Below are 18767 nucleotides of genomic sequence, written 5' to 3' on the forward strand. Positions count from 1 at the left end.
TACCCTGCGTGTGGTAACGTTGCCACATTTCTGGGCGGAACAGCGCGGATCGAGACACGAGGGAGTGCGGCGTGACGGAGCAGATCGGTGTCGGGATCGTGGGGTTCTGGCACGTGCATGCCGATGACTACGCACGCCAGGCCGCCGAGCATCAGCGCACCCGCGTCGTGGCCGGATGGGACGCCGACCCCGAGTTGCGCGCCGAGGGCACGGCCCGCCTCGGCATCGACGCCGCCGAGTCGCTCGACGAGCTGCTCGCTCGCCCCGACGTTGCCGCCATCACGGTGACGACCGCCACCGCCGATCACAGCGACGTCATCCGGCGCGCCATCCGCGCCGGCGTGCACGTCTTCACCGAGAAGCTGCTCGCGCCGACGGTCGCCGAGTGCGAGGCGCTCGTCGCCGAGGCCCAGGCGGCGGGTGTGGCGCTCGTCGTGTCGCTGCCGCGGCTCGCCGACCCCGCGGTCGCGACCGCGGCATCCTCATCGACGCGGGCGCGCTCGGCACGGTCACCTACGCGCGTGTGCGGATGGCGCACGACGGCTGGCTCGGCGGCTGGCTGCCCGAGCGGTTCGCGGATCCGGTGGCCGCCATCGGCGGTGCGTTCGCCGACCTCGGATGCCACCCCGCCTACCTCGTGCAGCGCTTCCTGGGTGCGCGGCCGGTGCGCATCACGGCCGCCTACGGCAGCGTCACCGCGCACGCCGTCGAGGACAACGCCGTGGTCGTGGCCGCATACGCGAACGGTGCCCTCGGTGTGGCGGAGGCGAGCTTCGTGACGACGCCCGGCGCATCCGCGTTCGAGGTGCGCGGCACGGAGGGCTCGCTCCTCTTCGGCTTCGGTCGCGAGGAGCTCATGGGCAAGGGCGGCGCGCTCGGCGAGGACTGGGCGGTCGTGCCGCTCGTCGACGCACCCGCCGCGCCGTTCGGCCTCTGGGTCGACGCCATGGCGGGCGGCGCCGACGTCGCAACCAACCAGCGCACAGCGGTGGAGCTCACGCGCTTCGTCGTGGCCGCGAACGAGGCGGCCGCCACCGGCCGCGCCATCGACATCGAGAGGGAACAGTGACCAGCACAGACAGCGCGAAGGTGCGCATCGGCCTCATCGGCGCGGGCGGCATCGCCGGCGCCCACGTGGCGGGCTACCGTCGCAACCCCGACACGGTCGTCTTCGCGGCGGTCGCCGACCCGGTGCGCGAGAGCGCCGAGAAGCGGCGCGGCGACGACGAGGGGGTCGCCATCTTCTCCGACTACCGCGACATGATCGCCGCGGGCGGTCTCGACGCCGTCGACATCTGCCTGCCGCACCATCTGCACGCGGATGCCGTGATCGCCGCCGCCGACGCGGGCCTGCACGTGCTGTGCGAGAAGCCGCTGTGCCTCACCCTCGAGCAGGCGGACGCCATCACGGCCGCCGCCGAGCGCAACGGGGTCACGATCATGTGCGCTCACAACCAGCTCTTCCAGCCGGCCGTCGCGGCCGCGAAGGAGCTCATCGACTCGGGCGTGCTCGGGCGGGTGTACGAGGTGCGCACGACCGACAGCTTCTTCAACGACTTCAGTCCCGAGAGCATGGGATGGCGCGCGCGCTCGGCGACGTCCGGCGGCGGCGAGCTGATCGACACCGGCTACCACCCGCTCTACCTGCTGCGGCACCTGGCCGGCGGCTCGCCCGTCGAGGTCGCGGCGATGCTCTCGCGGCACCGGCTCGCGTTCATGGAGGGCGAGGACTCGGCCCAGGTGCTCGTGCGCTACGACAACGGTGTGGTCGGCCACGTCACCACGAGCTGGGCGTACGAGCCGGCCGTCGGCACGGAGAAGTTCTCGCTCGTCGGCGAGAAGGGCTCGCTCAGCTCGGACGGCACTACGCTCGTCTCCCGCATCCGCGGTGAGGAGCCCGTGGTCACGGCGTTCGAGCCCGTGCACGAGTTCGGCGCCGAGGTGGCGCACTTCGCCGAATGCCTGCTCACGGGTGCCCGCCCGATCCAGACGCACCGCGAGGGCATCGACGTGCTCGGGGTGATCCTCGCGGCCTACGAGTCGGCGCGCACGGGCGCGATCGCGCGCGTGGGGGCCACGGATGCGGAGGAGCCCGCGGCGTAGCGAGCAGGCGTCATAGGGGCAAGCGTCGCAGATACAGGCTGGATCGAGCTGTTCAGGCGCGAACACTGCCCGCGGTGACGGTTCGGCCTGTATCTGCGACCCCGGGTCGGTAGCGCCGACATGGCCTCGCAGTCAGCTGTCGGCGAGTTCCTCCACCCCGCGCAGCACCCGCACGACCCCGTCGCGCTCGTCCGTGAGCACCGCGACGCGCGCACCCGGCGCGAGGTCCGCATCGAGCGTGAGCCGCGCATCCGGAGTCGCCCACTCCAGGCGCAGCGCGTGCTCCCCGGTGCGTACGAACGAGAACGCGCCGTCGAACGCCGGGTGGTCGCGTCGCAGCCGCGCGAGCGCGAGGATCGCGCGCGGCACGGGACGAGCGAGCGCGTCGTGCAGCTCCTCGGGCGGATACGCGTGCCGGTTCACCTCGCGGCCCTGCCCCGTGGCGAGGAACCGAGCCCGGTCGTCGCGCCCGTCGAGCAGGCCCACGTAGTAGACCTGCGGCTCTCCCGGCAGCAGCACCTGGATGGCCCGACACAGCACGTACGCCTCGTCGTCGGCCACCACGCTCGGGAAGGTCGCGTTGATCTGGTGCGGCATCGTGGCCCACTGCGGCACGACGGAGGCGAGCTCGGAGTGCCCGTCGGTGGCCACGGCCGCACGGTCGAAGATGGCGCGCATCTGGCCCTCGTCGATGAGCCCCGGCCGGTCGCCCGCGGGCCCGGCGTCGATGATGCCGATGCCGTCGTGCGTGTCGAGCACGGTCACGGCGTTCACCGGCCGGATGTCGAGCCAGCGCAGCAGCGGATCGATGTCGCCGTCGCCGAGCGCATGCAGCAGCGTGGGCGCGAGCGCGAAGTCGTAGACGAGATCCACGAGCGGCGCGATCGCGAGCTGCAGGCTGTGGTGGGCGTGCACCTCGACGAGCACGCGCATGCCGGCCGCACGCAGGCGCGCGGTGAGCTCCTCGACGAAGGCAAGGGTGGCATCCGTCATGAACGAGTCGCTGCTGGGGGTCTTCACGGCGTAGCCGACGGCGTCGAGCCGCACGACCTCGACGCCCGCCTTGGCGAGGGCGCCGACGATGCGGTCGAGGTAGGCGAGCGCCGCGGGATGCGTCACGTCGAGGTCGACCTGGCTCGGCATGAAGGTGGTCCAGATGAGCCGCCGCGTGCCCGCGACCGCGTAGGGCGTGAAGGGGAGCCCCGGGCGCGGGCGGTAGAACGCGGTGATGCCCGCCTCGTCGGCGCCGTCGGGGAACACGCGGTCGAAGGTCAGGAACATGCCCGCGTGCGGCGAGGCGTCGCCGTTCTCGACCCAGTCGAGGAACTCGGGCGAGGAGGCGGAGGTGTGGTTGACGATCACGTCGGCGGTCACCTCGCGCCGCGCGGCGATCGCGGCGAGGTCGTTCCAGTCGCCCAGGCGCGGGTCGACAGCCGTATGGTCCACCGGGTCGAAGCCCGCGTCGTCGCCGTCGTAGGGCGTGTAGAAGGGCAGGATGTGCACGCCCGCGAGGTCGGAGAGTGGCCCGTCGAGCACCTCGCCGAGGTGCCGCAGGTCGCCCCCGAGGCGATCGGCGTAGCAGAGCAGCCGTACGCCGCGCGTGGTGAGGGGTCGCAACATGCCCCCATGAGGGCCGTTTGAGCGCACTGTGCGACCCCTCACCGCGGGACCGCAGAGCCCGCGCCCTCGGCGGCGTCGAGCACAGCGCGGAGAGCGGATGCGGGTGAGGTCAGCACGGGCACGTCGACGTGCGCCTCGTCGGCAGCGGCAGCCATCGACGCCTGGGCGAGCACGATGACGTCGGCCTCGGCCGCCGCCTCGCGCACGGCCTCGGCGACGAGCCGATCGTGCCGCTCGACGTCGCCCGCCGACCGTGCCGCCGCGGCGTCGGGCACGACGTGCGCCCGCACGCTCGGCGGTTCGGCGGCATCCGCCGCGGCGCGCTCGAGCAGGCGCCCGGTGGGGCCGAGGGTGGCCTCGAGCGTCGCGAGCACGACGATGCGCCCACCCGCGCCCGCCGTCTCGATCGCGTCGGCCGCCATCCGGGTGTCGACCCGCACGACGGGCACCCGGGCAGCGGCTGCCGCCTTCTCGACCGACTCGCCGATCGACGAGCACGTGACGAGCACGGCATCCGCCCCCTCCGAGGCGAGGTGGGCGATGTGCTCGGCGACCGCCGCGTCGACGTGGGCGTCGACCCCCGAGCGGATCGCGGTGGCGAGCAACTCGGCGTCGACGACGTGCACCGCCGTGGCGTCAGGAACTGCGGATGCCAGGTCGGCGTCGAAGCGCGGCGCGAGCGCCGGCACGGTGTGTAGGAATCCGATGCGCATCTCAGGCCTCCGTCCAGGGGCGTGCGTGGGTGTCGACGATCTCGACCAGACGCTCGAGCCGGGGGCGCGAGCGCTCGCGCAGGGCGGCGGGCACATCGCCCGCGCCGACGACGTCGCTCCACAGCGCGCGCCCGGCGAGGAAGCCGCTGGCCCCCGCGCGGCAGGCGGCCTCGACGGCATCCGGGAACCGATCGAGCGCGACCCCCTGCGAGAGCACGACCCAGGGCCCGGTGATGTCGCGCGCCAGCTGCTCGCTCGCCGCGAGCTGCTCGGCCGCGTTCCCCGTGCCCGCAAGTGGCACCTGCACCTTGTAGAGCGACGAGCCGAGCGGCGACAGCTCGCGCGCGGCCTCGCGGATCGCGGCCTCGGCATCCCAGCTGCCGTCGGCGAGTTCCTCCGGGGTCGCTCGCACGACGGGCTCGAGCACCGAGAGCACCCCGCGCTCGCGCGCCTCGGCCACGAAGCGCTCGGCGAGCGCGATGCGTGCCTCGCGGTGGGCATCCCGTCGCCAGATGATGAGCAGCTTGATGGCCGCGACGCCGTCGGTGCGGGCGTCGTCGAGGGCCGCGTCGTCGAGGCCCGTCTCCTCGACGGGGCCGCCGGGCTCCTGCGTCAACGCGTCGGCGGCCAGGATGAAGCCGCAGTGGGGCGGCACGAGGCCGTCGCCGAGGATGCCGAGGCCGCCGAAATCGCGGTCGACGAGGAAGCCGCTCGCGAGGTGCGACAACTCGCTCGCGACGGCGCGCTTGAAGTCGATGAGCACCTCGTCGGCGGGCCGGCCGGCGCCCGCCAGGTCGAACATGTGGCGCAGGCTCTCGCGCTGGTCCATGGCGATCATCGCGAAGCCGCCGCTGGGGCGAGCGATGGCCGAGAGGGTCGGTTGGGGGATGGTCACGATGCTCCTTCGGGGATGGATGCGGCTGCGCGCGGTGCGGAGTCCGCTGACGATTCGGCGAGGGCGCGGGCGAAGCGCGCACGCAGCACGGGTGCCGCGAGGTGCGCCGCCGGCACGGTTCGGACGGGTGCCTCGCAGTGCGCGGTGAGCCCCTCGCGTTCGGCGGCGAGCGCGGCGGCGCCCGCGGCCACGGGCGCGTCGAGGTCGACGACCGGGAGGGGGCTTCCGGCCAGGGAGGCCATGAGCGCCGCGAGTCGGTCGTTGCGGCGCACCGGCGCGCCGGTCGCGACGATCCGTGCGGGCGGCGCGCCCGTGAGCTCGACGACGGTGTCGCGCATCCACGCGCCGTGGGCCGCGAGTCCGCGGAGGATGCCGCCCAGCTCCGTCGCGGGGTCGTGCGTGTCGGCGTCCACGAGCCGGTAGCCGGCACGGGGATCGGGGAGGGGCACTGCCGGCCTGCCGGGTAGGGCAGGGCGAGGGCGGATCCGCGTTCGTCCGGCTCTGCGGCGAGCAGCGCATCCGCATCCGCTCCCGCCGCGATCGCGCGTCGCCGCCAGTCGGCGATGAGCGCTCCACCGGCCGGGCTGCCGGCGAGCACGCCCTCCCGGTCGCCGTCGACGCCGCGCACGACGCTGATGCCGTGGGCGCCCGCGGCCGCGCGATCGACCGCGCGCCCGTCGGCCGCGAGGGCGAGCACCGCCTCGGTCGTGCCGAGCGAGTGCACGACGACGCCGGGTACCGTGGCGCCTGCCGCACGGGCGGCGACGGCGTGATCGTGCCCGGCGATCCGCACGACCGCGCCGCGGGCGTCGGGCAGGCCACGGTCGACGACGCCGACCGGCTCGTCAGGCGCGAGCACCGCACCGAGCAAGGTGCGGGGGATCCCGACGGCCGCGAGCAGTTCCTCATCCCAGTCGCCGGGGAGCGGCTCGCCGGGTGCGGGCAGGCGATAGGCGCCGCTGCGCCCCGCGAGCGTGTGGTCGGTCGCGAGGCGCCCGGTGAGGGCGGCGGCGACGAGGTCGGCGGTGAAGGCCCAGCGAGCGCCGTCGGGCAGGCCCTCTCGCACGAGCTCGGCCCAGCTCAGCAGGGGCAGCTTGGGGGTGAGGGGTGCACCTGTGCGTGCGTGCAGCCACGCGGGGTCGAGGTCACCCGCGAGCGCGAGACGAGCGCCTGCGTCGCCGCCGCGATCCCACCGGATGAGGGGTCCGCTCGGGCGGCCGCTCGCGTCGACGAGGGCGCCGGTCTCGGCCATGGAGGCGATGCCGATCAGGGCGACCGGGCCCGCGCAGGCGGCGAGGGCGTCCGCTGCCGCGGCGAGTGCGGTCGCGACGAGGGCCGCGGCGTCGAGGCCGGTGACGCTGCGACGCGCCACGGCCAGCTCGCGCACGCGACCTCCGTCGAGCGTGATGATCGCCGCCTTGACGTTGCTGCTGCCGACGTCGATCCCCATCGCCCGAACGGATGAGGTAACGTTCCCACATCCGGACATGCCGTCGAGCATGACACCGCCGACGGGTCGACGTCAAAGGGAGCGCACGTGACGGATCGCTGGGGCGTGATCGCCGACGACGTGACGGGCGCGTGCGACGTGGCCGCCGAGCTGCGCGAGCTCGGCCTCGAGGTCGCCGTCGTGCTCGGGGTTCCGGATGCCGCCGACATTCCGCGCGACGTCGATGCGGTCGTCGTGGGGCTCGGCACCCGCACGGCACCGCGTGAGGTCGCGGTCGCCGACAGCCTCGCCGCCGCGGCCGCGCTGCAGGAGGCGGGTGCCGGGCGCTGGTACCAGAAGTACTGCTCGACGTTCGACTCCACCGACGAAGGCATGATCGGTCCGGTGGCCGACGCGCTCGTCGACGCGGGCGGCTATCGCGCGAGTGCCGGAACGCCCGCGACCCCGCACTCCGACCGCACCGTCTACCGCGGCCATCTCTTCGTGGGCGACCGTCTGCTGAGCGAGAGCCCGCTCGCCCACCACCCGCTCACCCCGATGACCGACCCCGATCTCGTGCGGGTGCTCGGGCGGCAGACGCCGCGGCCCGTGACGCTCGTGGATCGCCGCGCGCTCGACGAGGGGGCGGATGCCGTGGCCGCCCGCCTCGCGAACGCGCGAGGCCACGTACTTGCCGACGCCCTCGACGACGGCGACCTCGACGTGCTCGCCGCAGCCATCGACCGGCCGGCGCTCGACGTGCTGCCGGGCGGCGGCGCGGGACTCATCACGGCGCTCGGGCGGCGCATCCGTGCCGCTCACACGGGGGCGACCCCGAGACCCCGGATGCGGGAGCGCGCCTCGTGCTCGCGGGCAGCGCGAGCGCCCGCACGCGCGAGCAGCTCGCGGCGGCGGGTGGGCCGACGGTGGTCGTCGACGCGGTGCGCGCCGCCCACGATCGAGCCGGGGCGGTCGCCGAGACGCTCGACGGCATCCGCGCCGACCTCGCGGCGGGGCGGCTGCCGATCGTGAGCGCGGGACACGATGCCGAGGCGATCGCGGCGGCGCAGACAGCGCTCGGCGTGGGTGCTGCCGCGGACGCAGTGGAGGCCGTGCTCGCCGAGGTGGCGCTCGCGGCCGTCGCGGAGCTCGGCGTGCGGGGGCTGCTCGTCGCGGGCGGCGAGACGAGCGGCGCGGTCACCCGGGCGCTCGGCGTGCGCGCCCTGCGGCTGACCCGCCGCGTCGACCCGGGTGTCGCCTGGGCCAGCGGCCGTGCCACGGCGGTCGCGGGCGAGCCTGTGCTGGGGGTGCTGCTCAAGTCGGGTAACTTCGGCGGCGTCGACCTGCTGACCCGCGCGTGGGAGGAGGCCCCATGACCCCGGATGCGCTCATCGCGGCGGCGCGCCACCTGGCGTCTCGCGGACTGTCGCCCGGCTCCTCGGGCAACCTCAGCATCCGTCTCGGCGACCGCGTGCTGCTCACCCCTACCGGTTCCTCGCTGTCGCGCGTCGAGGCGGGCGAGCTCGCCGAACTCGACCTCGACGGCACGCACCTCGGCGGCGGGGCGCCGACGAAGGAGTGGGCGGTGCACCTCGGTGCCTACGCCGCGGATGCCACGCTCGCGGCCGTCGTGCACCTGCACGCGCCCGCATCCACGGCGATCGCGTGCCTGCCGTCGGAGCGTGGGCTCGCGGCACTGCCCGCCTACACGCCGTATCGGGTGATGAGCCTCGGCGAGGTGCCGCTCGTGCCGTATGCGGCGCCCGGGGATGCCGCACTCGGCGCGGAGGTCGGCGCGCGGATCGCCGATGGTCACCGCGTGATGCTGCTCTCGCACCACGGCAGCGTCGCGGCTGCGGCCACCCTCGACCGGGCCGTCGACCTCGCCGAGGAGCTCGAGGCGAGCGCCGCGCTCGCCCTCACCCTCGCGGGCCGCGGCGCCCACGAGCTGACCCCCGCCCAGCAGGCCGCCCTCCGCCACCCACGCGCCTGACGAGCGGCCTGTCGAGGTGGCTGAGGAGCGCCGGAGGCGCGTCTCGAAGCCCGCCGCCGCAGCTGTTGGTGGTGACTCGACGAACGACGCTCGCGCAGTATCGCGTGCTGGGGGTTTCGATACGCAGCGCGCCCGGTGCGCGCTGCTACTCAACCCGCGGTGAGGGCCGCGCGTCTCGTCGAGGTGGCCTGCCGAGGTGGCTGAGGAGCGCCGGAGGCGCGTCTCGAAGCCGCCGCCGCGAGGGTCGCGACGTGGCGGCGATGACTCAGCGCACTTGGCCTCGCGCAGTATCGCGTGCTGGGGGTTTCGATACGCAGCGCGCCCGGCGCGCGCTGCTACTCAACCCGCGGTGGGGGCCGCGCGTCTCGTCGAGGTGGCCTGCCGAGGTGGCTGAGGAGCGCCGGAGGCGCGTCTCGAAGCCCGCCGCCGCAGCTGTTGGTGGTGACTCGACGAACGACGCTCGCGCAGTATCGCGTGCTGGGGGTTTCGTTACGCCGCGCGCCCAGCGCGCGCGGCTACTCAACCCGCGGTGGGGGCCGCGCGCCCGGTGCGCGCTGCTCCTCAACCCGCGGTGGGCCGCCCGCCCACGATCGTCGAGCGCAGCGGGGGTGGGGATCCGGTTTCGGGACGCTGGCATCGGGACTGGCGGGAGCGCATCGCCGCCAGGCGATACGCGGGGGCATGCGTCCCGAAACCGGATCCCCTCCCCGCAAAGCGTCGCGAGGAAGCGGGAGTTTCGAGACGCCGCTGCGCGGCTCCTCAACCACCGGCAGGGCCGCTACGGCCGCACCAGCACCGCCCCGTCGCCCACGAGCACCTCGCGCAGCACGCCCGCAGGCACCGCATGCACCTCGCCCGCACCCCGCACGGCGAGCGCCGCCGCCGTGCCCGCGGCCTGCCCGAGCATCTGGTACTGCGGCTCCATGCGGATCGACGAGAACGCCACGTGCGACGCCGACACGCACACCGCCGCGAGCAGGTTCGACGCCTCCGCGGCCCGCGGCAGCAGCGCCCGGTACGGGATGCCGTAGGCCGGCACCGCGACCGAGAGGTACCCCTCGTTCACGACGTGCGACTGCGCATCCGGGTGCTCCCACGCGGTGATCCAGCTGCGCTGCACCTCGCGGATGTCGAGGTGGTACGAACCGAGCGCGATCGTGTCATCCGGTACCAGGCCCGCCACGAGGTCGTGTTCCGTCAGCACCGTCTCGCCCACCATGCGCCGCGCCTCGCGCACGTAGAGCTGGTGCGGCAGGTGGTCGGTGTCGGCGAACTCGTCGGGCGCGAAGCCCCAGCGGCCGAGCTCCTCGCGGATGCCGCGTGGCACCGCCGGATCGCTCGACAGGAACCACAGGAACGAGAGCGCGTGCCGTGCGTGGTGCGCCGCGATCTCCGCGCGCTGGGCCGTCGAGCCCTCCGCCCATCCGAGCGCCGTGCCGTCGAGCACGCTGAGCGAGACGGGTCCGAGCGAGTTGGCGTCGCACTTGTCACCGGGCAGGTTCGGCTCGAGCCCGAGCCAGCGCCCCGCCGGTTCGTCGGCCCCGCCGACGGCGAGGTAACGGCGCCCGAGCTCCCAGTAGGCGGGGTCGTAGCCGTCCGGTTCGGTGAACGGGATGCGGTTGGCCGCGTTCGTGAGGCACAGCCGGTAGCCGTACGACATGACGTTGCCGTCGCCGGCCCCGACCTCGGCCATCGGCGCGGGCGCGAGCTGCGCGATGAGCGGCCCTCGCGCTCGCCGCTCGGGTCGTCGCGGAACGGCGAGACGCCCCACGGCATCGAGTGGCGCCCGGGTGCGATCTCGCGGCGTCCCGCGAAGCGCTCGCCGTAGAGCGCACGGTCCTCGCGCCCCACGCGCGTGGCGACGCCCGCGAGCGCGAGCACGTCGCCCTCGTACGTCGCGTCGACGACGACGCCCGCGCCCACGACGGGCCCGGATGCGAGCCGCAGCCCCGTCAGGCGCGTTCCGGACTTCTCGACCGACGCCACCGCCGCATCCAGCACCACCTCGACGCCGGCATCCTCGAGCCAGCGCCGCAGGATGCCCTCGGCGACGTGCGGCTCGGGCCCCGCGTAGTGGCCGACGGACACGCCATAATGCTCTGCCACGTCGCGCCGAAAGCGCGCCGCGAGCCCGCCCAGCACCCGCACGTCGCCGACATCGGTGTAGCCGAGCCCGCCCGACACCATGCCGCCGAGGTGCCGCCCGGCTTCGAGCAGCACGACCTGCGCGCCGTGCTCGGCCGCCGCGACGGCTGCTGCGACGCCCGCGGCGGTCCCGCCGACCACCACGACCTCGGCCGCGCTCATCCGAACGCCCCGAGCGAGTCGACGGCGCTCTCGGCCGCGGCGTGCTCGGGCACCGCCGCGAGGTCGCCGCCCGCCGCGACGAGAGCGGCATAGTGCCGGGCACTGTGCTTCACGATGCGCTCGCCCGTCGGGTAGTCGACGTAGACGAGCCCGAAGCGCGGGCGGTAGCCGAGCGACCACTCGAAGTTGTCGAAGAGCGACCAGTGCGTGTAGCCCACGAGCGGCACCCCCGCCGCCACGGCATCCGCCATCGCCGCCACGTGCTGGCGCAGGTAGCGGATGCGGCGCACGTCGTGCACCTCGCCGTCGTGCTGCGGCGTCTCGTTCGAGACGAGCCCGTTCTCGGTGATCATGAGGGGCACGCCGGGGTACTCGCGGTGCAGGCGCAGCAACAGCTCGCGCAGCGCATCCGGCACGATCTCGGTGCCCTCATCCGAGAGCCGAGACTCCTCGGGCGCGCGCACGACCTGCCACGGGAACGGCCGGTCGGGCCCCACTTCGGCGGCCTGCATGACGCGCCGCGTGTAGTAGTTCACCCCGAGGAAGTCGCTGCGCCCGCGGATGGCCGCCTCGTCGCCGTCGCGGATGACATCGAGCGGGCCGCCGGTCGCGCGCTCCCAGTGCTCGCGCATGTCGTCGGGGTAGCCCTGCCCGAGCAGCGGCTCGAGGAACCAGCGGTTGACGTAGCCGTCGCTGGCCCACGCCGCCGCCCGGTCCGCGTCGGAATCGGATGCCGGCACGCACGGCAGCAGGTTGGGCGCCGCCCCGATGCGGCCCGCCACGAGCGGCCGCATGGCGTCGTAGGCCGCGCCGTGCGCGAGCAGCACGTGGTGCCCGGCCGCGACGGCGGCGCCCAGGTCGGCGATGCCGGGCGCGTGGATGCCGAGCTGGTAGCCCAGCAGCTGGATGATCCACGGCTCGTTCTGGGTGATCCACCACGGCACACGGTCGCCGAGGCGCCCGGCCACGGCCTCCGCGTAGTGCACGAACGCGTCGACGCTCGAGCGGTCGACCCAGCCGCGACGGTCCATGAGGGCCTCGGGCATGTCCCAGTGGTTGAGGGTGACGACGGGCGCGATGCCGCGCTCGAGCAGGGCGTCGACGATGCGCTCGTAGTGGTCGAGAGCGCGCTCCTCGATGCGCCCGCGGCCGTCGGGCACGACACGCGACCAGCCGATCGAGAACCGGTAGGCGCGCATGCCGAGTTCGGCGAGCAGCTCGACATCGTCACGCCAGCGCCGGTAGGAGTCGACGGCGATCGACGCGTCGCCGCCGCCCTCGATCGCGCCAGGGCGCCGCACGAAGGCGTCCCACACGGAGGGGCCGCGACCGTCGGCCTCGAGCGAGCCCTCGATCTGGTACGCGCTCGTCGCGGCACCCCAGAGGAAGTCGGCGGGGAAGGGGTGGTCATGATGCTCCTCGGTTCTCGGATGCGGGGTCGGGGTTTCGAGACGCCGCCTTCGGCGGCTCCTCAACCACCTCGGTGGGGTTGGTGGTTTCAACCACCTCGGTGGGCGGTGGCAGCGGCACGGGGTCGGCGTTCCACGCGTCGACGACGAGCTCGCCCTCGCGTGGGGACCCGCTCACGAGTGGCAGGTCGCGCACCTCGTTCGGCAGCAGCGGCCGGGGGTCGGCGAGCGCCGCGATGAGGCGCGCGTCGTCGGGGGTGCGCACGTCGCGCGGGCCCCACGCGACGGCGGCGACCGGTCCCGTGTTGCGGATGCGCCATCCGCTCTCCGTCGCCTCGGCTGCGAGCGCCGTGCGGGGCAGGTGCCGCAGCGCGGCGAGGTCGGCGTCGCCGGTCTGCAGCACGGTCTCGTCGTCGACCGTCGCGCCGTCTGCGGCGAGCCAGCGTGCGCGCCACAGGAATGGGCCGTCGGGCGTTGGAGCGCTCAGCTCGCCCCGCGCACCCGGGTTCTCGACGGCGTCGAGGGCGACACTCGTCGCCGCGAGCTCCCGGCCCGTGAGGTCGAGCACCGACAGCTCGAGCCGTCCACCGGTGGGCCGCCCGGGCCGACTCCAGAGCCACGCCGAGGCTGACACCGACGCGTGCCCGCCCCACGCCGTGCGCTCTGTCACGAAGGTGACGCGCTCGCCGGCGAAGGCCCGTGCCAATACGCCGAGCGCGGGCTTCGGTTCCCCGTCGAAGCCGACGAGCGCGGTGCCCCAGGCGTTCGGATACGACTCCGCGAGCTGCCAGGGCAGCACCATCGAGGTGCGCGGCCAGCGGCGGCGGTCGGCCTCGAGCGCGATCGCGAGCCCCGAGACCTGCAGCCACTGGCTCGCGCGGCGCAGCTCGTCGAGCGCCATCCCCTCGCCGAAGAGCTGCTCGACCTGGGCCGCGTTGTTCCACCACTCGCCGAGGTGTCGCATGAGCGGGTTCGTGCGGTCGGCCGGCTCACGCGCCTCGCGCGGCACGAGGTGCTCGAAGAGCCGACGGTTGGCCATGCCCTCCACGCCGAACTCGGTGTGGGCGAGCGCCGTGCCCGCCGCCGCGAGGGTGTGCTGCGCCTCGGTGCCCTGGTACTCCCACGGGCCGTGCACGTCGTGTTGCGCCTCGGGGTCGCGTGTGATCACGTCGATCCGGTGATGGAACTCGGGGCCGCTCGGCGAGGTGGGCAGCCAGCCGCGCTCCGGGTCGAGCTCGTGCACGACGTCGGCGAGCGCGCGCAGCACGGCGCTGTCGTCGGTGCCGAGCGGGCCCTGCGCGCCTTGCAGCTCGTTGCCGCCTCCCCACAGCACGAGCGAGGGGTGATGGCGGCGCGCGGGAACGAGCAGCCGAGCGTCGGCCACGAACCCGGCCACGACATCCGGGTCGTCGCTCGGCGCGCTCTGGATGCCCGACGACGACTGCGAGAACTCCTGCCACACGAGCAGCCCGCGTTCGTCGCACGCCTCGAAGAACTCGGGGGTCTCCACGAGCCCTCCGCCCCAGACGCGCAGCATCCGGGCTCCGGATGCCTGAGCCAGGTCGAGCAGGTGCGCGAGCCGCTCGCGCGTCACCTCGCCGAACTGCGCATCGGCGGGCGCCCAGTTGACGCCCGTGAGCGGCACCGGCACGCCGTTGACCCGGAGGCCGTAGGGCAGCGCGTTGACGGGCGAGCCGGGCGTGCGCTCCCACGCGAGGTGCCGGAAGCCGATCCGCCGCACCTCCTCGTGGCTGCCGACCTGCACCCGCAGCTCGGCGAGGTGGGCGCCGCCCACGGGCCACCACAGCGGCGGGTGCGCCACCTCGATCGTGAGCGTCGCCGCGCCGTCCGCATCGATCGGCCCGGTCGCGTGCAGCTCCCGCCCGTCGCCGAGGTCGAGGCGCGCCGTCACCTCGCACCCGGATGCCGCCTCCGTTCCCACGCGCACGGTCACCGTGGCGCGCGCGAGCTCGGCGGTGGTCGCGCTCGCGACCTCGAGGGATGCGAACCGTGCCCCGCGCCGCAACCGCACCGGACGCCAGATGCCCTGGTGCGGGAAGGGCGGGCAGAAGTCCCAGCCGTAGCCGAGGCGGGGTGCGTGCCGGCGCACCGCATCCGTGCGGCCGACTTGTGGCACTCCGGCCGGCACCGGGTCGACGACGACGGCGAGCACATGGGTGCCCGGGGTGACCCGCAGCGGCAGGCGCAGCGGGCGGTAGAGCCCGTCGACGCGGCCGAGTTCCTCGCCATCCCAGAACACCCGACCGCCCGGGTCGATCCCGTCGAATTCGAGCACCGCATCCGCGTCGCGCCAGCTCTCGTCGAGCCCGACGAGCCGCCGCAGCACCCAGGAGCGGGCGCCGGTCCATTCGGCTGACCGGCTGCCCCAGCCGCGTCGCGGGTCGGAGATCGCGCCGGTGCCGGCAAGGGCGTCGACGACACTCCCGGGCACGCGGATCGGCGACCAGCCAGGCGCCCCGCTGTCGGGTGCGACGCTGTTGAGCGCGTCGGGCGGGGGTGCGGCCACGTACCAACGCCACGTTTCGCCGATCGACTCCCGCAGCTGCCAGGTCCCCTCGAGGGGCAGTTCGTCAATCCCTTGCAGCGGGAGCCCCGCGCGACCTATAGTCCTCACGACGCCCATGTGGAATCGTTACCACATTTCGGTGCCGGAGTCGATGTCGCCTCAGAGAGGAAGCCCCCGTGAAACCCACCCGCAGCAGCGTGGAGGTCACCTGATGGCCAACACCATGACGGTCGAGACCACCGCAGGAACCCGCGTGTTCAAGACCAGCAAGTACAACCGCCGAGAGGCCCTCGCGGGCTATCTGTTCATCTCGCCTTGGATCGTGGGATTCCTGATCTTCACGCTCGGCGCGATGATCTACAGCCTGGTGATCTCGTTCACCTACTACCAGCTCGCCACCAACACGGCGCGGCCGGCCGGACTCGCCAACTACGAGGCGCTGTTCGACGACCCGAAGGTGATGATGTCGCTCGGCAACACGCTCTTCTACGCCGTGCTCGCCGTGCCGCTCGAGATCATCTTCGCGCTCTTCCTCGCGATGCTGCTCAACAACGTCCGTCGCGGAGCCGGTGTGTTCCGCACCCTCTACTACCTGCCGAAGATGACCCCGGCGGTGGCGACGGCATCCGTGTTCTTCCTGCTGCTCAACGGCAACCAGGGCGCCATCAACAAGGGCCTCGCCGCGATCGGCATCCAGGGCCCGCAATGGCTGCTCGACCCCAACTGGGTCAAGCCGTCGATCGTGCTCATGACGCTGTGGGGCGTCAGCGGCACGATGGTGATCTTCCTCGCAGCACTCAAGACCGTGCCGCGTGATCTCTACGAGGTCGCCCAGATCGACGGCGCGGGGCCCGTGCGCCGCTTCTTCTCGATCACGCTGCCGATGATCTCGGGCGCGATGTTCTTCAACGTCATCGTGCTCACGATCGCCGCGCTGCAGACCTTCGACCAGGCGTACCTGCTGTTCTATCGCGATACAGGAACCGGGGCGCCGGATGCGTCGCTGTTCTACGCGATCTACCTGTTCCAGCAGGCGTTCCGGCAGTTCAACTTCGGCTTCGCCGCGGCCATGGCCTGGTTGCTGTTCCTGATCATCATGATCATCTCGCTCGTGCAGGTGAAGCTCGGCAACCGGTTCGTCTACTACGAGAGCGAGCGCTGATGTCCGTCGACACCTCCGCCCTGGCCCCGACCATCTCGAGCGCGGGCAAGGAGCGCCCCGCCATCGTCAAGCCGCGTCGCAGCATCGGCTCGATCCTCGGGCAGGTCATCCACTGGATCGTGCTGGTGTTCTTCGCGGCGCTGTTCCTGTATCCGTTCGCATGGCTGCTCGCCGCGAGCTTCAAGCCGCGCGGGCAGGTCTTCGACAACCTGCTGATTCCGAAGACATTCCAGCCCGAGAACTTCGTGCAGGTGTGGAACGAGCTGCCCCTGCTGGCGTGGGTCGGCAACAGCATCCTCATCGCCGTGCTCGCGGCCGGCTTCGTCACGGTGTCGAGCTCGCTCGTCGCCTGGGGGTTCGCCTACTTCCGCTTCCCGGGCCGCGGGATCCTGTTCGGCCTCGTGCTGGCCACGATGATGCTGCCCGGCGCGGTGACGCTCGTGCCGCAGTACCTGATCTGGAACAACATCGGGCTGGTGGGCACCAACATCCCGCTGTGGGGCATGAACCTCTTCGGCTCGGCCTTCTACATCTTCCTGCAACGCCAGTTCTTCCTGGGGCTGCCACGGGAGATCTTCGAGGCGGCTCGCGTCGACGGCGTGAGCTACTGGGGGATGTTCTGGAGGATGGCGTTCCCGCTGTCGATCCCGTCGTTCATCATCGTGTTCCTGTTCGAGTTCCAGGCGAGCTGGAACAACCTGCAGGCGGCGCTCATCTACCTGAACGCCGGCAGCGCCGAGGGCTACACGGTGCCGCTCGGTATCGCGTCGGCGATGACGAAGTACAGCCCCACGAACGGTGGTCACGGCGACTACCAGTACGTCATGGTGGCGGCGCTCCTCGTGACGTTGCCCATGCTCATCCTGTTCGCGTTCGGGCAGCGCTACTTCATCGAGGGGTGGCGACCCAGGGTCGCAAGGGCTGAGCGCGCATCGCGCGTCGCATCCGCCGCGGGCGGGTCGCACTGGGAACGATTCCAGCGCGACCCGCCCGCTTGCGTGCCGAGTGCAGCGCACTCAGCGGGCATGAATTCGCTGCACTTTCGCGAATGCTCGTCAACCCCTTGTCGCGGCGGCGTCTCTGAGGTACGGTCGCCGTGTGGGATGGTTCCCACATCTGGATCACGTTCCGAGTGCTCGATGGCGAGGACGCCGCGAGCTCGCAGCTCCGAGAGGACATTTCGATGAAGAGAACCAAGCAGATGCTGCTGGCCGCCACGGCCGGTGCGGCACTGTTCGCGCTCACCGCGTGCGGTGGCGGCGGAGGAGGTGGCGGCGGCACCGCCGCCGACTTCAGCAAGGACTACTCCGGCAGCCTCAACGTCTGGGGCTTCGAGAACGCGGATGAGGTCGGCACCTCGCGCGTCGACGTCGCCGACAAGACGGTCGGTGGCAACGACGTCAAGGTCAAGCTCGAGGCCGCGGCGTTCGACGCCCAGAAGTTCACCACGCGTGCGGCGAGCGGCAACGTGCCCGACGTCGTGCAGATGGACCGTCAGTTCGTCGCGACCTATGCCGCCCAGGGCCTGGTCATGCCGGTCGACAAGTGCTTCGCGCTCTACGACGTCGAGCCACGCGAGTACTGGTACCCGCAGGTGATCGACGACGTCGCGTACGGCGGCGACATCTACGCGGTGCCGCAGTTCTACCAGCCGCCGGCCATCCTGCTGAACACGCGGGTCATGGACGAGGTCGGGGTCACGATCGACGACATGAACACCTCCGATCAGGCTGCGTTCCTCGACGCCGTGAAGAAGATGACCGTCATGGACGGCGCCAACCCCAGCCGCATGGGCTTCGACCCGCAGGGCGTGTCGAAGGCCGGTCTCTGGATGCTGAGCTTCGGCGGCCAGACGATCGACAAGGACGGCAAGCCGGCGCTCGACAACGAGAACAACGTCAAGGCCATCGAGTTCCTCAAGGAGATCTACGACGCGCAGGGCGGCTACGCCAACGCGAAGAGCTTCGTGGACTCGTTCGACGTGTTCGGTGACAACAACTCCTACGTCGCCGACCAGGTCGGTGGCGCGGTGTTCGACCAGTGGTACCCGAACGTGCTCACCTCCTACGCCGACCAGGTGCAGCTGGGTGCGACTCCGGTCATGACCCAGGACGGCAAGCCGTTCACGGTCGCGAGCGGGTCGTCGTTCGTGATCCCCACCGCGGCGAAGAACCCGTCGGCCGCGTGCGCGTGGCTCATCTCGCTCACCTCGCCCGAGGCGTGGCAGGCGGCCGGTGAGGCGCGTGCCGAGACCACGGCGAACGACCCGGGCCGTCACGGCATCAACACCGGTCTGTTCACGGGTTCGCCCGAGTCCGACCAGGCGATCCGCGACGCCTACGTCAAGCCGAGCGACTACCCGGGCTTCGACCAGGTCATCGACACCTACTACACGGTGGCGGCGAACGGCCAGTCCTTCGGCTCCTCGCCGGCCGGTCAGCAGATCCAGACCGAGCTGCAGAACGCCGTGACCTCGGCGCTGCTGGGTGAGAAGGCGCCTGCCGACGCACTCAAGGACGCGCAGGACGCGGCCATGCGTGCCTACAACCAGGTCGCCGGCTGATCCTCAGTCGACCCGACGAGGGCGGGCGGTCCGATGGGCCGCCCGC

General features: G+C 72.7%; 13 protein-coding genes and 6 pseudogenes. 10 read left to right on the forward strand and 9 right to left on the reverse strand.

Annotation, left to right across the window (positions count from 1 at the left end; translation table 11 throughout):
• Positions 1–113: 113 nt before the first annotated feature.
• The 4 genes and pseudogenes from QQK29_RS07430 to QQK29_RS07445 all read left to right on the forward strand — a co-directional run.
• Positions 114–377 (forward strand): annotated as a pseudogene (locus tag QQK29_RS07430) (Gfo/Idh/MocA family oxidoreductase); the annotation flags it as partial.
• A 152-nt stretch (positions 378–529) separates the two neighbouring features.
• A pseudogene (locus QQK29_RS07435) lies at positions 530–772 on the forward strand (Gfo/Idh/MocA family protein); the annotation flags it as partial.
• Between the two features lie 3 nt (positions 773–775).
• Entirely contained in the window at positions 776–1069 is a 294-nt protein-coding gene (locus QQK29_RS07440) for a hypothetical protein (RefSeq protein ID WP_284302055.1), read from the forward strand.
• Positions 1066–2103 (forward strand): Gfo/Idh/MocA family protein, encoded by a 1038-nt coding sequence (locus tag QQK29_RS07445; RefSeq protein ID WP_284299142.1) that lies wholly within the window; start codon positions 1066–1068, stop codon positions 2101–2103. Before QQK29_RS07440 ends, QQK29_RS07445 begins: the two co-directional genes overlap by 4 nt.
• A 132-nt stretch (positions 2104–2235) precedes the next feature.
• Here the strand turns inward: QQK29_RS07445 and QQK29_RS07450 are convergent, their stop codons facing one another.
• The 5 genes and pseudogenes from QQK29_RS07450 to QQK29_RS18615 all read right to left on the reverse strand — a co-directional run.
• On the reverse strand, positions 2236–3723 hold the full coding sequence (locus tag QQK29_RS07450; RefSeq protein WP_284299144.1) for an alpha-amylase family glycosyl hydrolase: 1488 nt from the start codon (positions 3721–3723) through the stop codon (positions 2236–2238).
• 38 nt (positions 3724–3761) lie between these two features.
• On the reverse strand, positions 3762–4436 hold the full coding sequence (locus QQK29_RS07455; protein WP_284299146.1) for an aspartate/glutamate racemase family protein: 675 nt from the start codon (positions 4434–4436) through the stop codon (positions 3762–3764).
• 1 nt (position 4437) lies between these two features.
• Positions 4438–5331, reverse strand: a complete 894-nt coding sequence (locus tag QQK29_RS07460) for a hypothetical protein (RefSeq protein WP_284299148.1) — start codon at positions 5329–5331, stop codon at positions 4438–4440.
• A complete protein-coding gene (locus QQK29_RS07465; RefSeq protein ID WP_431308666.1) occupies positions 5328–5780 on the reverse strand; it encodes an FGGY-family carbohydrate kinase in 453 nt (150 codons plus the stop codon). The genes QQK29_RS07460 and QQK29_RS07465 overlap by 4 nt, the downstream gene beginning before the upstream one ends.
• Positions 5781–6151: 371 nt before the next feature.
• Positions 6152–6832: pseudogene (locus tag QQK29_RS18615) on the reverse strand (FGGY family carbohydrate kinase); the annotation flags it as partial.
• 87 nt (positions 6833–6919) lie between these two features.
• Between QQK29_RS18615 and QQK29_RS07475 the strand changes: the two are divergent.
• The 3 genes and pseudogenes from QQK29_RS07475 to QQK29_RS07485 all read left to right on the forward strand — a co-directional run.
• Positions 6920–7498, forward strand: a pseudogene (locus QQK29_RS07475) (four-carbon acid sugar kinase family protein); the annotation flags it as partial.
• Between the two features lie 125 nt (positions 7499–7623).
• Positions 7624–8136 carry a nucleotide-binding domain containing protein gene (locus QQK29_RS07480; RefSeq protein WP_284299152.1) on the forward strand — a complete coding sequence of 171 codons (513 nt, stop codon included), beginning with the start codon at positions 7624–7626 and terminating at the stop codon, positions 8134–8136.
• Complete coding sequence (locus QQK29_RS07485; RefSeq protein WP_284299154.1) at positions 8133–8753, forward strand: class II aldolase/adducin family protein; 621 nt, start codon at positions 8133–8135, stop codon at positions 8751–8753. The genes QQK29_RS07480 and QQK29_RS07485 overlap by 4 nt, the downstream gene beginning before the upstream one ends.
• A gap of 778 nt (positions 8754–9531) precedes the next feature.
• Here the strand turns inward: QQK29_RS07485 and QQK29_RS07490 are convergent.
• From QQK29_RS07490 to QQK29_RS07505, 4 genes and pseudogenes are all read right to left on the reverse strand, one after another.
• Positions 9532–10524 (reverse strand): FAD-dependent oxidoreductase, encoded by a 993-nt coding sequence (locus QQK29_RS07490; RefSeq protein WP_284299156.1) that lies wholly within the window; start codon positions 10522–10524, stop codon positions 9532–9534.
• A gap of 104 nt (positions 10525–10628) precedes the next feature.
• Positions 10629–11060: pseudogene (locus QQK29_RS07495) on the reverse strand (FAD-dependent oxidoreductase); the annotation flags it as partial.
• Positions 11057–12535 carry a GH1 family beta-glucosidase gene (locus QQK29_RS07500; RefSeq protein ID WP_284299158.1) on the reverse strand — a complete coding sequence of 493 codons (1479 nt, stop codon included), beginning with the start codon at positions 12533–12535 and terminating at the stop codon, positions 11057–11059. The gene QQK29_RS07500 and the pseudogene QQK29_RS07495, both read right to left, overlap by 4 nt.
• Positions 12468–15113 (reverse strand): glycosyl hydrolase 2 galactose-binding domain-containing protein, encoded by a 2646-nt coding sequence (locus QQK29_RS07505; RefSeq protein ID WP_284299160.1) that lies wholly within the window; start codon positions 15111–15113, stop codon positions 12468–12470. Before QQK29_RS07505 ends, QQK29_RS07500 begins: the two co-directional genes overlap by 68 nt.
• A 94-nt stretch (positions 15114–15207) precedes the next feature.
• Between QQK29_RS07505 and QQK29_RS07510 the strand changes: the two genes are divergently transcribed.
• The 3 genes and pseudogenes from QQK29_RS07510 to QQK29_RS07520 all read left to right on the forward strand — a co-directional run bounded on the left by QQK29_RS07510 (position 15208) and on the right by QQK29_RS07520 (position 18721).
• Positions 15208–16158 carry a carbohydrate ABC transporter permease gene (locus QQK29_RS07510; RefSeq protein WP_284299162.1) on the forward strand — a complete coding sequence of 317 codons (951 nt, stop codon included), beginning with the start codon at positions 15208–15210 and terminating at the stop codon, positions 16156–16158.
• A pseudogene (locus QQK29_RS07515) lies at positions 16158–17080 on the forward strand (carbohydrate ABC transporter permease); the annotation flags it as partial. The gene QQK29_RS07510 and the pseudogene QQK29_RS07515, both read left to right, overlap by 1 nt.
• Before the next feature lie 261 nt (positions 17081–17341).
• The gene (locus QQK29_RS07520) at positions 17342–18721 is read left to right on the forward strand and encodes an ABC transporter substrate-binding protein (RefSeq protein ID WP_284299164.1); all 1380 of its coding nucleotides are present in this window, start codon (positions 17342–17344) and stop codon (positions 18719–18721) included.
• The last annotated feature ends 46 nt before the right edge of the window (positions 18722–18767 follow it).

Source organism: Homoserinibacter gongjuensis, from assembly GCF_030161875.1.
GTDB lineage: Bacteria > Actinomycetota > Actinomycetes > Actinomycetales > Microbacteriaceae > Homoserinibacter > Homoserinibacter gongjuensis.

What these genes read in the sequence shown, in the direction of transcription:
- QQK29_RS07450 (WP_284299144.1), bottom strand. Translation starts at nt 3,723, where the DNA reads ATGTTGCGACCCCTCACCACGCGCGGCGTACGGCTGCTCTGCTACGCC.
- QQK29_RS07455 (WP_284299146.1), bottom strand. Translation starts at nt 4,436, where the DNA reads ATGCGCATCGGATTCCTACACACCGTGCCGGCGCTCGCGCCGCGCTTC.
- QQK29_RS07485 (WP_284299154.1), top strand. Translation starts at nt 8,133, where the DNA reads ATGACCCCGGATGCGCTCATCGCGGCGGCGCGCCACCTGGCGTCTCGC.
- QQK29_RS07505 (WP_284299160.1), bottom strand. Translation starts at nt 15,113, where the DNA reads ATGGGCGTCGTGAGGACTATAGGTCGCGCGGGGCTCCCGCTGCAAGGG.
- QQK29_RS07510 (WP_284299162.1), top strand. Translation starts at nt 15,208, where the DNA reads ATGGCCAACACCATGACGGTCGAGACCACCGCAGGAACCCGCGTGTTC.
- QQK29_RS07520 (WP_284299164.1), top strand. Translation starts at nt 17,342, where the DNA reads ATGAAGAGAACCAAGCAGATGCTGCTGGCCGCCACGGCCGGTGCGGCA.